Origin of the sequence: Thiobacillus sp. 65-1402 (assembly GCF_001897685.1) — a bacterium.
Lineage (GTDB): Bacteria > Pseudomonadota > Gammaproteobacteria > Burkholderiales > Thiobacillaceae > Thiobacillus.
The window spans coordinates 1-12151 of record NZ_MKUG01000065.1 but is presented as its reverse complement, the minus strand read 5'-3'; the positions used below and the strand labels follow the sequence as shown (position 1 = coordinate 12151).

18 protein-coding genes are annotated in these 12151 nt (G+C 63.0%); 15 read left to right on the top strand and 3 right to left on the bottom strand.

Features of this window, described 5'->3' with window-relative positions; translation table 11 throughout:
- Positions 1 to 337, top strand: a 337-nt coding sequence (locus BGO62_RS05410; RefSeq protein WP_296640010.1) for a TPM domain-containing protein, incomplete at its 5' end; no start/stop codon positions are given.
- Positions 338 to 370: 33 nt separating this feature from the next.
- Here BGO62_RS05410 and lplT read toward each other — a convergent pair.
- The gene (gene lplT, locus BGO62_RS05405; RefSeq protein WP_296640007.1) at positions 371 to 1588 is read right to left on the bottom strand and encodes a lysophospholipid transporter LplT; all 1218 of its coding nucleotides are present in this window, start codon (positions 1586 to 1588) and stop codon (positions 371 to 373) included.
- A gap of 157 nt (positions 1589 to 1745) precedes the next feature.
- Here lplT and BGO62_RS05400 point away from each other — a divergent pair, with 157 nt between their 5' ends.
- Positions 1746 to 2690 (top strand): LysR family transcriptional regulator, encoded by a 945-nt coding sequence (locus BGO62_RS05400; protein ID WP_296640005.1) that lies wholly within the window; start codon positions 1746 to 1748, stop codon positions 2688 to 2690.
- Positions 2690 to 3058, top strand: a complete 369-nt coding sequence (locus BGO62_RS05395; protein ID WP_296640003.1) for a hypothetical protein — start codon at positions 2690 to 2692, stop codon at positions 3056 to 3058. Before BGO62_RS05400 ends, BGO62_RS05395 begins: the two co-directional genes overlap by 1 nt.
- Positions 3059 to 3071: 13 nt before the next feature.
- On the opposite strand, the gene BGO62_RS05390 is transcribed toward BGO62_RS05395, so the two are convergent.
- Complete coding sequence (locus BGO62_RS05390; RefSeq protein WP_296640001.1) at positions 3072 to 3380, bottom strand: DUF2007 domain-containing protein; 309 nt, start codon at positions 3378 to 3380, stop codon at positions 3072 to 3074.
- 16 nt (positions 3381 to 3396) lie between these two features.
- Entirely contained in the window at positions 3397 to 3807 is a 411-nt protein-coding gene (locus tag BGO62_RS05385; protein WP_296639999.1) for a transcriptional repressor, read from the bottom strand.
- Positions 3808 to 3956: 149 nt separating this feature from the next.
- On the opposite strand from BGO62_RS05385, the gene hisD reads away from it, so the two are divergent.
- The 12 genes from hisD to tatC all read left to right on the top strand — a co-directional run bounded on the left by hisD (position 3957) and on the right by tatC (position 11955).
- On the top strand, positions 3957 to 5261 hold the full coding sequence (gene hisD / locus BGO62_RS05380) for a histidinol dehydrogenase (protein WP_296639997.1): 1305 nt from the start codon (positions 3957 to 3959) through the stop codon (positions 5259 to 5261).
- Between the two features lie 13 nt (positions 5262 to 5274).
- Positions 5275 to 6339, top strand: a complete 1065-nt coding sequence (gene hisC / locus BGO62_RS05375; protein ID WP_296639996.1) for a histidinol-phosphate transaminase — start codon at positions 5275 to 5277, stop codon at positions 6337 to 6339.
- Positions 6340 to 6368: 29 nt separating this feature from the next.
- Positions 6369 to 6956 carry an imidazoleglycerol-phosphate dehydratase HisB gene (gene hisB, locus BGO62_RS05370; protein WP_296639994.1) on the top strand — a complete coding sequence of 196 codons (588 nt, stop codon included), beginning with the start codon at positions 6369 to 6371 and terminating at the stop codon, positions 6954 to 6956.
- A gap of 61 nt (positions 6957 to 7017) precedes the next feature.
- Positions 7018 to 7704, top strand: a complete 687-nt coding sequence (hisH, locus tag BGO62_RS05365) for an imidazole glycerol phosphate synthase subunit HisH (RefSeq protein ID WP_296639992.1) — start codon at positions 7018 to 7020, stop codon at positions 7702 to 7704.
- Between the two features lie 31 nt (positions 7705 to 7735).
- Positions 7736 to 8491: a 1-(5-phosphoribosyl)-5-[(5-phosphoribosylamino)methylideneamino]imidazole-4-carboxamide isomerase gene (hisA, locus tag BGO62_RS05360; RefSeq protein ID WP_296639991.1), complete on the top strand. Its 756-nt coding sequence runs from the start codon at positions 7736 to 7738 to the stop codon at positions 8489 to 8491.
- Positions 8492 to 8494: 3 nt separating this feature from the next.
- Entirely contained in the window at positions 8495 to 9250 is a 756-nt protein-coding gene (gene hisF, locus BGO62_RS05355; protein WP_296639990.1) for an imidazole glycerol phosphate synthase subunit HisF, read from the top strand.
- On the top strand, positions 9247 to 9648 hold the full coding sequence (hisI, locus tag BGO62_RS05350) for a phosphoribosyl-AMP cyclohydrolase (RefSeq protein ID WP_296639988.1): 402 nt from the start codon (positions 9247 to 9249) through the stop codon (positions 9646 to 9648). The genes hisF and hisI overlap by 4 nt, the downstream gene beginning before the upstream one ends.
- Positions 9645 to 9962 carry a phosphoribosyl-ATP diphosphatase gene (locus BGO62_RS05345; RefSeq protein ID WP_296639986.1) on the top strand — a complete coding sequence of 106 codons (318 nt, stop codon included), beginning with the start codon at positions 9645 to 9647 and terminating at the stop codon, positions 9960 to 9962. The genes hisI and BGO62_RS05345 overlap by 4 nt, the downstream gene beginning before the upstream one ends.
- Positions 9955 to 10293 carry a histidine triad nucleotide-binding protein gene (locus BGO62_RS05340; RefSeq protein ID WP_296639984.1) on the top strand — a complete coding sequence of 113 codons (339 nt, stop codon included), beginning with the start codon at positions 9955 to 9957 and terminating at the stop codon, positions 10291 to 10293. The genes BGO62_RS05345 and BGO62_RS05340 overlap by 8 nt, the downstream gene beginning before the upstream one ends.
- A gap of 18 nt (positions 10294 to 10311) precedes the next feature.
- Positions 10312 to 10527 (top strand): Sec-independent protein translocase subunit TatA, encoded by a 216-nt coding sequence (gene tatA / locus BGO62_RS05335; RefSeq protein WP_296639981.1) that lies wholly within the window; start codon positions 10312 to 10314, stop codon positions 10525 to 10527.
- Between the two features lie 79 nt (positions 10528 to 10606).
- Entirely contained in the window at positions 10607 to 11089 is a 483-nt protein-coding gene (gene tatB, locus BGO62_RS05330) for a Sec-independent protein translocase protein TatB (protein WP_296639979.1), read from the top strand.
- Complete coding sequence (tatC, locus tag BGO62_RS05325; protein WP_296639978.1) at positions 11086 to 11955, top strand: twin-arginine translocase subunit TatC; 870 nt, start codon at positions 11086 to 11088, stop codon at positions 11953 to 11955. Before tatB ends, tatC begins: the two co-directional genes overlap by 4 nt.
- Positions 11956 to 12151: the final 196 nt, after the last annotated feature.

Genomic DNA, 12151 nt, shown 5'->3' with positions numbered 1-12151 from the left:
CATGAGCGGGCGCGAGCGTGCGATCGAGGTGTTTAGCCAGCTGCGCGTGTGGGATACCGAGCACAACAGCGGCGTGCTGGTCTATCTGCTGCTGGCCGACCACGATATCGAAATTGTCGCCGACCGCGGCATTGCCGCGCGGGTGGAGGCCTCCGCATGGGAGGCGGTGGCGCAGGCGATGGAGGCCGCTTTCAGGCAGGGCGAATACAGGCGCGGTGCGCTGGCCGGCATCGAGCAGATCGGCGCGCTGCTGGCGGCGCATTTTCCGTTGTCCGGGGATTCATCCCCTTCCGGGGGCAATCCGGACGAACTGGCGAATCGCCCCGTTATCGTGTGAGCAGACGAGAAACAGCGTGCTGAGCAACTACACCTAATGCACGACATCGTGGCGATGCCGTAGCCAGATTGCCGTCATCACGCTGCTGATGAACAGCCCGAATACCCAGACGATGGTGTGGATGTGCCAGTCGGCGCGCACCATCAGGGCATAGGCGCCGGTCAGCACCAGGATGCTGATGTTTTCATTGAAATTCTGCTGGGCGATGGAATGGCCGGCCCCCATCAACAGATGCCCGCGATGTTGCAGCAGGGCATTCATCGGCACCACGAAATAACCCGCCAGCACGCCTGCCAGCAGCAACAGCAGCAGGGCCGGGATCAGGCTTTCCACCCAGATCAGTGCGATCGGCACGAAGCCGAGGATGATGCCGGCGGGCAGGACGCTGATGGCGCGCTGCAGGCGAACGAATTTGCCGGCCAGGATCGAGCCGATGGCGATGCCGAATGCGGAGGCGGCGGTGAGCTGGGTCGCCTGGTCGAGACCATAGTTCAGGTTGAGTGCGGCCCAGGCGATGATGAGCAGGCGCAGCGTCGCGCCGACGCCCCAGAACAGCGTGGTGACGGCGAGCGAAACCTGGCCGAGCGGGTCGCGCCACAGCAGCTTGAAGCTGTGCCAGAAGTCGTGCAGGACATACAGCGGCGACTTGCTGGGGAGCATGTGGTCGATCGGCAGGCGCGGGATGAACAGGTTGATGATGGCGGCGCCCAGATAAAGGCTGGTAATGGCGACGATGGCGAATTTGGGGGCGATGACCATGGCCGAGAGCCCGGCGCGGCTAAGTATGCCTTCCGCGAACTGCGGGTTGATGAGCGCGCCGCCGATGATGGCGCCGAGCACGATGGCGGCGACGGTGGTGCCTTCCATCCAGCTGTTGGCGACGACGAGTTTCTCGGACGGCAGCAGTTCGGTCAGGATGCCGTATTTGGCGGGCGAATACATGGCCGCGCCGATGCCGACGATGGCGTAGGCCAGCAAGGGATGCAACCCGGCCAGCATGGTGAGGCAGCCGGCGAATTTGACCGTGTTGGCGATGAGCATGACGCGGCCTTTGGGCAGGGCGTCGGCAAACGGCCCCACCAGCGGCGCCAGCACGATATAGGCAATGACGAAAACCGTTTGCAGCAGCGGCGAATACCACTCCGGCGCAGAAAAGAACAGTAGCAGGCCGATGGCCGCGAACAGCAGGGCGTTGTCGGCCAATGCGGACAGGAACTGCGCCAGCAAGATGGTGTAAAACGCGCGGTTCACGGTGTGGCCAAATCAGGGGCGGCGGCAGGGGGTATGGGACTGGCGCCCGGGCGCTGGCGAAAGGCCAGCGAATACAATGGGTTGGTTGGGAGCAGGTTTCAACACGGACGGGTTTGTGGTTGAATAAATTTCTTTTTTGACCCGGAGGCGAGGATTAATGGCCGACCGCAGACTGCAGGTATTCTACACCGTCGCCAAGCAGCTCAGCTTCACCAAGGCCGCGGATGTCCTTTATATGACCCAGCCCGCGGTGACTTTTCAGGTCAAGCAGCTGGAGGAGCATTTCAATACCCGCCTGTTCGAGCGCAGTCACGGCAAGATTTCCCTGACGCCCGCGGGCGATCTGGTGCTGGGGTATGCCGATCGCATTCTGGCGTTGACCGCCGAGATGGAAGCGCGCGTGGGCGAGTTGACCGGGCAGGTGACGGGCCCCTTGATGATCGGCGCGTCGACCACCATTGCCGAATACCAGCTGCCGCGCATTCTGGGGGAGTTCAAGGAACGCTTTCCGCAGGTGCAGGCGCGTCTGACCGTTGCCAACTCGGAAACCGTGGCGGCCAAGGTGGCGGATCATTCGCTTGATGTCGGCCTGATCGAGGCGCCTTCGCACAATCCCAACCTGACCACGCTGGCGTGCTGCGAGGACGAGCTGGTGATGATTTGTTCGCCCAATCATGCGCTGGCCTCGCGTTCGAGCGTGAACGCGCCCGACATTGCCGAACAGCCCTACGTGTCGCGCGAGCACGGTTCCGGTACGCGCGAGGTGGTCGACGATTTCTTCAAGAGCAATGGCGTCAATCCCGACGACCTGCACATCGAAATGGAGCTTGGCAGCCGCGAGGCGATCAAAGGTGCGGTCGAGGCCAACCTGGGCGTGGCCATCATGTCGGCTTCCACCGTCACTAAGGAAATCCAGCTCGGCACGCTGGTTGCGGTGCCGTTGAACCCCCGGCTGACGCGTGAGCTGTCGATGGTCTATGCGCAGGAGAAATTCCGCAGCAAGCTGCTCGATGCGTTCATCAGCTTTGTCGAAAACAAGTTTCAGCAGTGCAATGTCGATGTCATTCCGCTGAAACGCACGCTCAAGGGGCGCGGGCGCTGATGCGCGACAGCAAACGCCTGGTGTCGATATTCCGGTCGCTATCGGAAACCCGGCAGCAGGCCTTGCTGGAATATGCCGAGTTTCTGGCGGTCAAGGAGGGGGCCGAGGTTGCCGCAGCTCCGCCGAGCGAACCGCTGCCGATCCCGCGCCCCGAGCAGGAAAACGTGGTGAAGGCGATTCAGCGTTTGATGCAGACCTATCCGATGCTGGAACGCAACCAGATCTTTCACGAGGCCTCCGCGCAGATGACCCGTCACCTGGTGCACGGGGTGGCCGCGGCGGAAGCGATCGACGAACTCGAGCGGATTTTTGCGCGCCAGTATCAGCAGCATCTCGAAATGCTGCAAAAAGACCTGCTGTCGTCCTGACCCCGCGGGCGGCTTAGCCGGGCAATGCGCTCCCGCACTGCCAGCAGCTCAGGAAATTGCCGGGATTGCGCTCGCTGCAGTGCGGGCAGGTTTTTTCTTCGCCCGGTGCCGGGCTTGGAAAATCCGCCAACGCCTCGCGCGCATGGCGTTCTTGCGTGTCGTCGTCGACCCACACCTCCGGCTGTGCCTGCATGAACGGCAGCTCGCCCAGCGCACCGGCGGCATTGGCATTGAGGATGTGGTTGGCGATGCCGAGGCTGGACAGCATGTCGGCAGCCAACTGGGCGTCGAGCAGGGTGGGGGCGATGTGAACCCGCTTCATCGACGGGGAAAATGCCTCAGTTCTTGCGGCGGACGCGCACGATGAGGTCGATGCCCTCGGTCACCATGCCGGGCGGCAGCGGCGGCAGGCCGGAAATCCGCACATGCCCGGCATCGATGTCGGACAGCCTGCCGCTGTCGACCTCGTAGAGATGGTGGTGCGGGCGGGTATTGGGGTCGAAGAACACCTTGCTCGGGTCGACGATCACCTCGCGCACCAGACCCTTCTCCAGAAACAGCTTGAGTGTGTTGTAGACCGTGGCCTTGGAGGTTTCGGAATGGCGGGTATTGACGATCGCCATTACCTGATCGGCTGACAGGTGTTCCTGGCGCGAAAACAGCGCATGCGCAATCTCGATCCGCTGGTGGGTCGGATTGATGTCGTGGCTGCGCAGGAGTCCGGCCATGTTGTCGCGCGTGTAATCCATGGGGCAATCATAATCAGCAATCTGGACTTTGTCTAATTTCCGGAATAGGTATGACTGTTATCTGGGAGCGCTGCCGGGCGCGGCAAAATGCCAAAAACCGGTACAATCGCAGCCAGACTTTTTGGCCAGACTTTTTAAAGCAGAATCCTGTGCTTACGCTCACCCGCCTCGATAGCGCGCAGCCTGATTTCCAGGCGCGCCTTACCCGCCTGCTGCAATTCGACGATGCCACTGATGCCGCCATCGAGCAGACCGTCGCTGCGATCCTGCACGAAGTGAAAGCGCGGGGCGATGCCGCGGTGCTCGAATATACCGAGCGTTTCGACCGCCTGCCGGCCGCTTCCCTGGCCAGCCTGGAGCTGAGCCCGGCGCAATTGCAGGCTGCACTCGCAGCCTTGCCCGCCGATACCCGCCAGGCACTGGAAGCCGCGGCGGAGCGCGTGCGCCGCTACCACGAGAAGCAGGTCCAGGGTTCGTGGACCTACACCGAGGCCGACGGCACCGTGTTGGGGCAGCAGGTCACCCCGCTCGACCGCGTCGGGCTGTATGTGCCGGGCGGCAAGGCTGCCTATCCCTCGTCGGTGCTGATGAACGCGATCCCGGCCAAGGTGGCAGGGGTCGGTGAACTCATCATGGTGGTGCCGACTCCGGGCGGCGAACAGAATCAGCTGGTGCTGGCCGCCGCCGCGATTGCAGGTGTCGACCGCGTGTTCACCATCGGTGGTGCGCAGGCCGTGGCGGCGCTGGCCTACGGCACCGAGACCGTGCCGCAGGTCGACAAGATCGTCGGTCCCGGCAACGCCTACGTGGCGGCGGCCAAGCGCCGCGTGTTCGGCACCGTGGGCATCGACATGATCGCCGGCCCGTCCGAAATCCTGGTGATCGCCGACGGCAATACGCCGCCGGAATGGGTGGCGATGGATCTGTTCTCGCAGGCCGAGCACGACGAAATGGCGCAGGCTATCCTGTTGTCGCCCGATGCGGCCTATCTCGACGCGGTGGCGGCGGCGATCGACAAACTGCTCGAAGAGATGCCGCGCAGCGAAGTGATCCGCACCTCGCTCACCAACCGCGGCGCGCTGATCAAAACGCGCGACCTCGACGACGCCGTGGCGATCTCGAACACCATCGCACCGGAGCATCTGGAGTTGTCGGTGGCCGACCCCGACGCGCTGCTGCCCAAACTGCGCCACGCCGGCGCGATCTTCATGGGCAGGAACACCTGCGAGGCGCTGGGCGACTACTGCGCCGGGCCGAACCACGTGCTGCCGACTTCGCGCACCGCACGCTTCTCATCGCCGCTGGGGGTGTACGACTTCCAGAAACGCAGCAGCCTGATCCACGTGTCCGAGGCCGGCGCGCAGACGCTGGGGCGGATCGCCGCCACCCTGGCCTACGGCGAAGGTCTGCAGGCGCACGCGCGTTCGGCCGAATATCGCCTGATCCATAAATGAGCCGCGCCACGCGATGAGCCGATTCTGGAGCGCCGTGGTGCACGGCCTGACGCCCTATGTACCGGGCGAGCAGCCGAAGCTGGCCAACCTGGTCAAGCTCAACACCAACGAGAATCCCTACGGCCCGAGCCCCAGGGTGCTGGATGCTGTGCGCGCAGAAGCCGCCGACACATTGCGCCTGTATCCCGACCCCAACTCGGACCGGCTGCGCGCCGGCATCGCCGCCTATCATGGCGTGACGGCCGACCAGGTGTTCGTCGGCAACGGTTCCGACGAGGTGCTGGCGCATGCCTTCATGGCGCTCTTGAAGCACGACCGGCCGATCCTGTTCCCGGACATCACCTACAGCTTCTATCCGGTGTATTGCGGACTGTACGAAATCGCCCACCGTGCGATTCCGCTTACGCAGGCGTTCGAGATCCAGGTCGACGATTACCTGACGCCCAACGGCGGGGTGATTTTCCCCAACCCCAATGCCCCCACCGGGCGGCTGCTGGCGCTGGGCGAGGTCGAGCGCCTGCTGGCCGGCAACCCGGATTCGGTGGTGGTGATCGACGAAGCCTACATCGACTTCGGCGGCGAATCGGCGGTGGGCCTGGTCGCGCGCTACCCGCAACTGCTGGTGGTCCGCACCCTGTCGAAGTCGCATGCGCTGGCCGGCCTGCGCGTCGGCTACGCCATCGGCCAGGCGCAGCTGATCGAGGCGCTCAACCGGGTGAAGGACAGCTTCAATTCCTATCCGCTCGACCGCTTTGCCCAGGCGGGTGCGCTGGCGTCGATGGACGACCATGCCTATTTCGAGCGCATCTGCGCGAAAGTCGTGGCGACCCGCACCCGGCTGGTGGCTGAAATGGACGAGCTTGGCTTCGAGGTGCTGCCCTCGGCCGCCAACTTCGTCTTTGCCCGCCACCCCGCGCATGATGGCGCCGAACTGGCAGCCGCGCTGCGCGAGCGCAGCATCATCGTGCGCCATTTCAGGAATCCGGCCCGCATCGCGCCGTTCCTGCGCATTACGATCGGCACCGATGCGCAATGCGATGCGCTGCTCGCCGCATTGAAAGCCGTCGCGAACTGCTAGAATCCCCTAAAGCCTTATTTTTAGACGCCATGCGCACCGCCCAAGTCACCCGCAACACCCTCGAGACCCAGGTCACGGTCAGCCTCAACCTGGACGGCACCGGCATCGCCAAGCTTGCCACCGGCGTGCCGTTTCTCGATCACATGCTCGACCAGATCGCGCGCCACGGCCTGATTGACCTGGATATCCAGGCCTGCGGCGACCTGCACATCGACGCTCACCACACGGTGGAAGACACCGGGATCACGTTCGGCCAGGCGTTTGCCCGGGCGCTCGGCGACAAGAAAGGCATCCGCCGCTACGGCCATGCCTATGTTCCGCTCGACGAGGCGCTGTCGCGCGTGGTGATCGACCTGTCGGGTCGCCCCGGACTGGAATACCACGTCGACTACACCCGTGCGCGCATCGGCGAGTTCGACGTCGACCTGTTCCTCGAGTTCTTCCGTGGTTTCATCAACCACGCCGGGGTGACGCTGCACATCGACAATCTGCGCGGCATCAATGCGCACCACCAGGCCGAAACCATTTTCAAGGCGTTCGGCCGCGCGCTGCGCATGGCGGTGGAAGCCGACCTGCGCATGGGCGACGTGCTGCCATCGACAAAAGGCGCGCTATGAGGACAGCGGCAATATCAGGCGGCTGCGCGATGCGCGCCGCGCAAATCGAGGCGGCTGGCCTGTGAGCGTCGACATCGCCGTCATCGACTACGGCATGGGCAATCTGCGTTCGGTCTCCAAAGCCATCGAACACGTTGCGCCGGCGGCGACCGTGGCGGTGACTTCCGACCCGGCCGTGATTGCCGCAGCCGGCCGCGTGGTGTTTCCGGGGCAGGGCGCCGCACGCGACTGCATGCGCGAAATCGATGCACGCGGCCTGCGCCAGGCGATCGTCGATGCTGCCCGCAGCAAGCCTTTTCTGGGCATCTGCATGGGGATGCAGGTGCTGTTCGAACACAGCGAGGAAGGCGATACCGCCTGTCTGGGGATCCTGCCCGGCAGCGTGCAGCGTTTCCCGCACGAGGCGATGCACGACGGTCGAGGGAATAAACTGAAAGTGCCGCACATGGGCTGGAACAACGTCCATCAGGTGGTGCCGCATCCGTTGTGGGCAGGAATCGAGGAAGGCGCGCGTTTCTACTTCGTCCACAGCTATTTCGTGCAGCCGGCTTCGCCGGAGGTGATCGCGGGATTTTCGCATTACCCGTTCCCGTTCACCTGCGCGGTGGCCTCTGCGAACATGTTCGCCGTGCAGTTTCACCCGGAAAAAAGCCAGAATGCCGGATTGACGCTGCTGGGCAATTTTGTAACCTGGAATCCGGGTGCCTCTGAAACCGCCTGTGATATGTCCGGCGCGGCCTGCGCCTAATATTTACTCTGTACGACCCTGCTGATCAGCCATGTTAATTATTCCTGCGATCGACCTTAAAGACGGCCACTGCGTGCGCCTGGAACAAGGCGAAATGGACAAGGCGACCGTGTTCTCCGAGGACCCTGCGGCGACCGCCCGTCGCTGGAAGGAGTTGGGCGCGCGGCGCCTGCACCTGGTCGACCTCAACGGCGCCTTTGCCGGCAAGCCGGTCAACGACGCGGCGATCCGCTCCATCGTCGAGGCGGTGGGCGACGAGATGCCGGTGCAGCTCGGCGGCGGCATCCGCGACCTCGCCACCATCGAGCGCTATCTCGACGACGGCGTGCGCTACGTCATCATCGGCACCGCGGCGGTGAAGAACCCCGGTTTCCTGCACGAAGCCTGCGACGCCTTCCCCGGCCACGTGATGGTCGGGCTCGACGCCAAGGACGGCAAGATCGCGGTCGAGGGCTGGTCCAAGATCACCGGCCACGACGTCATCGACCTGGCCAAGCGCTTCGAGGGTTACGGCGTCGAGGCCATTATCTACACCGACATCGGCCGCGACGGCATGCTGACCGGGGTGAACGTCGAAGCCACCCAGCGCCTGGCGCAGGCGCTGTCGATCCCGGTCATCGCCAGCGGCGGTGTCACCAACCTCGACGACGTCAAGGCACTCTCCGCCGTGGCCAAGGACGGCATCATCGGCGCGATCACCGGCCGCGCCATCTACCAGGGCACGCTCGATTTCGCCGAGGCGCAGAAACTTGCCGACGAACTGGCGGGCGGCGTGTTCGGCGTTTAATTCATGCTCGCGAAACGCATCATTCCCTGCCTCGACGTCACCAACGGCCGCGTGGTCAAGGGGGTCAATTTCGTCGAACTGAAGGACGCCGGCGACCCGGTGGAAATCGCCCGCCGCTACAACGAGGCGGGCGCCGACGAACTGACCTTTCTCGATATCACCGCAAGCTCGGACAACCGCGACCTGATCCTCCACATCGTCGAAGCCGTGGCCGCCGAAGTGTTCATTCCCTTGACGGTCGGCGGCGGCGTGCGCGAAGTGGCCGACGTGCAGCGCCTGCTCAACGCCGGCGCGGACAAGGTCAGCATCAATACCTCGGCGGTGATGAATCCGCAGTTGGTGAAGGATGCAGCTGATCGATACGGTAGCCAGTGCATCGTGGTGGCCATCGATTCCAAGCGAGTGGGCGATCACTGGGAGGTCTTCACCCACGGCGGCCGCAAGGCCACCGGACTCGACGCCATCGAATGGGCGAAAAAGATGGAAAGTCTCGGCGCGGGCGAGCTGCTGCTGACCTCGATGGACCGCGACGGCACCAAGAGCGGCTTTGACCTGGAGCTGACGCGTGCGATTTCCGAGGCGGTCGACATCCCCATCATCGCCAGCGGCGGTGTCGGCAACCTGCAGCATCTGGTCGACGGCGTGCGCGAAGGCCGCGCCGACGCGGTGCTGGCGGCGAGCATTTTCCACTTCGGCGAGTACGGCATCGACGAAGCGAAAAAATACATGAAGCGGCACGGCATCGAGGTGCGCCTGTGAGCGACTGGCTCGACACCGTCAAGTGGGATGCGCAGGGGCTGGTGCCGGCGATCGCCCAGGATGCCGCTAGCGGTGAAATCCTGATGGTCGCATGGATGAACCGCGAGGCGCTGGAAGAGACTGCGCGCACCGGACGTGGCGTTTACTTTTCGCGCTCTCGTGGCAAATTGTGGCGCAAGGGCGAGGAATCCGGCCATGTGCAGAAGGTCAGCGAAATCCGCCTGGATTGCGACAACGACGTGGTGCTGCTGAAAGTTGAACAACTCGGCGGCATTGCCTGTCATACAGGACGACGCTCCTGTTTTTTTCAGAGGCTCGACCGCGACAAGCAGGGCGGCGAGCGCTGGGTGACGACCGCCCCGGTGCTGAAAGCCCCCGCTGAGATCTACCGCAAATGAGCGATATCCTGGATCGCCTGGCAGAGACGCTGGAAGCGCGCAAGGAGGCGTCGCCCGACAGTTCGTACGTGGCCAAACTGTACGCCAAGGGCACCGACGCCATCCTGAAGAAAATCGGTGAGGAAGCGACCGAGACCGTGATGGCGGCGAAGGACGACCAGGCGGAAAAGATCATCTACGAAGTCGCCGATTTGTGGTTTCATACTTTGGTATTGCTGGCACACAAGGGGCTGAAGCCGGCGGATGTGTTGAACGAGCTGGCACGCCGGGAAGGGCTGTCGGGTCTGGCGGAAAAGGCGAATCGGCATGAGTGACTGCATCTTCTGCAAAATCGTCGCCGGCCAACTGCCGTGCGGCAAGGTCCATGAAGACGAGGAAGTGCTGGCGTTTCACGATATCCACCCGTTTGCGCGGGTGCATTTCCTGATCATTCCAAAGCAGCACGTCGCTACGCTGGACGATTGCACGCCCGCACACGAGAAACTGCTCGGCAAGATGCTTCTGCTGGCGCCGCGCCTGGCCAGGGAGCAGGGGCTCGATACCGGGTTCAAGACCCTGATCAATACCGGACGTGGCGGCGGCCAGGAAGTGTTCCACATCCACGTTCACGTATTTGGCGGGGGTGACCCCGTTTCACGCAGTTAAGTCAAAAGGAGACGTATTATGGGTGGCTTCAGCATTTGGCATTGGCTAATCGTTCTGGTCGTGGTATTGCTGATTTTCGGCACCAAGAAGCTGCGTAACATCGGCAGCGATCTTGGCGGGGCGGTCAAGGGCTTCAAGGAAGGCATGAAGGAGGATGCGCCCAAGCTCGGCGACAGCGCCGAACAAAGCGGCAACACCATCGACGCGGAAGTCAAGGACAAGCACCACTCTTGAGGATGCGGAACAGGGTGGGGGCGGGTGAAAATTCGCCGAGCACGGTTCCCACTATCGCCTTATTCCTGGTTGGACCTGAATGTTCGATATCGGCTTTACTGAACTCATCGTTGTCGGCGTGGTTGCGCTGATCGTCATCGGCCCCGAGCGTCTGCCCAAGGTCGCGCGCACGGCGGGGCATTTGTATGGCCGCATGCAACGCTATGTGTCGTCCGTAAAATCGGACATCAGCCACGAGATACAGCTGGATGAAATTCGCCGTGTCGGCGTGGAGATCAAGAACTCGGCCGAGTTGGCGGCGCTGGACGCCAAGCAGCAAGTCAGTGCGGTTGACGATTACCTGCGCGACGAGGCAAGCGGCATCAACAAGGCGTTGACGGCGACGGCAGCCACCGCAACCGCGGGTGAACGCCCTGCCAACGAACCTGCAATGAAAGAGACCCCGGAGCCGGTCGTGCAGCAAAGCCTGCCGCTGGACGAGCCGGATCAGAACCTTGCCGCTGACACGCCGTCTGCCGTGGTGGAAACGACGCGCGGCGAAACTGCAGGAAAAACCGCATGAGCGACGTGCAGGAAACCTTTATCTCGCATTTGATCGAAATGCGCGATCGCCTGTTGCGCGCAGTGGTGGTGGTGGTGGTGATTTTCATCTGCCTGTTCCCCTGGGCGCAGGATTTGTATGCGCTGCTGGCCAAGCCATTGCTGGCGGCGCTGCCCAAGGGCGGGCAGATGATCGCCACCGAGGTCACGACACCGTTCTTCGTGCCGATCAAGGTCACCATGATGACCGCCTTCCTGTTGGCGTTGCCATGGGTGTTCTTCCAGGTCTGGGCGTTTGTCGCACCGGGGCTGTACCAGCATGAAAAGCGTCTTGGCGTGCCGCTGGTGATCGCCAGCGTCATTCTGTTCCTGCTGGGGATGGCGTTCGCCTATTTCCTGGTGTTCCCGGTGGTGTTCGGCTTCATCGTCGGCGTTGCACCCGAGGGGGTGGCGGTGATGACCGATATCGGCAAATACCTCGACTTTGTGATGACCTTGTTCATGGCCTTCGGGATTACCTTCGAGGTTCCCGTTGCCGTGGTGCTGCTGGTCAAAATGGGTATGGTGTCGGTGGCCAAACTGCGCGAAATCCGGCCGTATGTCATCGTCGGCGCCTTTATTATCGGCGCGATATTCACCCCGCCCGACGTGATCTCGCAATTCATGCTGGCAGTGCCGCTGTGGGTGCTGTACGAACTGGGTATCATCGTTGCCGCCCTGATCACCAAGCCCAAGCCTGAATCCGAGGCAGTTGAATCCGCCTCGGATTACACGCCGATGTCGCAATCCGACATGGATGCGGAATTGGACCGTATCGAAGCCAGTCTGATCGATCGCCCCCCAAGCTTGCCCGATCAAACCGAACCCGGCTCGCCCAAGAGCCGTTAGCGCACCAATGCAGTGCCATTGCGCGGCCCAGTCCGCGCTGGCGGGGCGGGTTTCCCCATTTTTTGAAGGCATCGCCTGGACGGCAATGGCGGTCTTCGGGTTTGGCTGCCAAGTGCCGCGGGAGTGAAATTCCGTGACTTTGCCGGGTATCGGTGGCGCTGCATGCCATGGGCGGCTGCCGCTGCGCTTGGCGGTC

Coding starts and splice junctions, on each gene's coding strand:
- BGO62_RS05400 (WP_296640005.1), top strand. CDS start 1,746: ATGGCCGACCGCAGACTGCAGGTATTCTACACCGTCGCCAAGCAGCTC.
- BGO62_RS05395 (WP_296640003.1), top strand. CDS start 2,690: ATGCGCGACAGCAAACGCCTGGTGTCGATATTCCGGTCGCTATCGGAA.
- BGO62_RS05390 (WP_296640001.1), bottom strand. CDS start 3,380: ATGAAGCGGGTTCACATCGCCCCCACCCTGCTCGACGCCCAGTTGGCT.
- BGO62_RS05385 (WP_296639999.1), bottom strand. CDS start 3,807: ATGGATTACACGCGCGACAACATGGCCGGACTCCTGCGCAGCCACGAC.
- hisC (WP_296639996.1), top strand. CDS start 5,275: ATGAGCCGATTCTGGAGCGCCGTGGTGCACGGCCTGACGCCCTATGTA.
- hisB (WP_296639994.1), top strand. CDS start 6,369: ATGCGCACCGCCCAAGTCACCCGCAACACCCTCGAGACCCAGGTCACG.
- hisA (WP_296639991.1), top strand. CDS start 7,736: ATGTTAATTATTCCTGCGATCGACCTTAAAGACGGCCACTGCGTGCGC.
- hisF (WP_296639990.1), top strand. CDS start 8,495: ATGCTCGCGAAACGCATCATTCCCTGCCTCGACGTCACCAACGGCCGC.
- BGO62_RS05345 (WP_296639986.1), top strand. CDS start 9,645: ATGAGCGATATCCTGGATCGCCTGGCAGAGACGCTGGAAGCGCGCAAG.
- BGO62_RS05340 (WP_296639984.1), top strand. CDS start 9,955: ATGAGTGACTGCATCTTCTGCAAAATCGTCGCCGGCCAACTGCCGTGC.
- tatA (WP_296639981.1), top strand. CDS start 10,312: ATGGGTGGCTTCAGCATTTGGCATTGGCTAATCGTTCTGGTCGTGGTA.
- tatB (WP_296639979.1), top strand. CDS start 10,607: ATGTTCGATATCGGCTTTACTGAACTCATCGTTGTCGGCGTGGTTGCG.
- tatC (WP_296639978.1), top strand. CDS start 11,086: ATGAGCGACGTGCAGGAAACCTTTATCTCGCATTTGATCGAAATGCGC.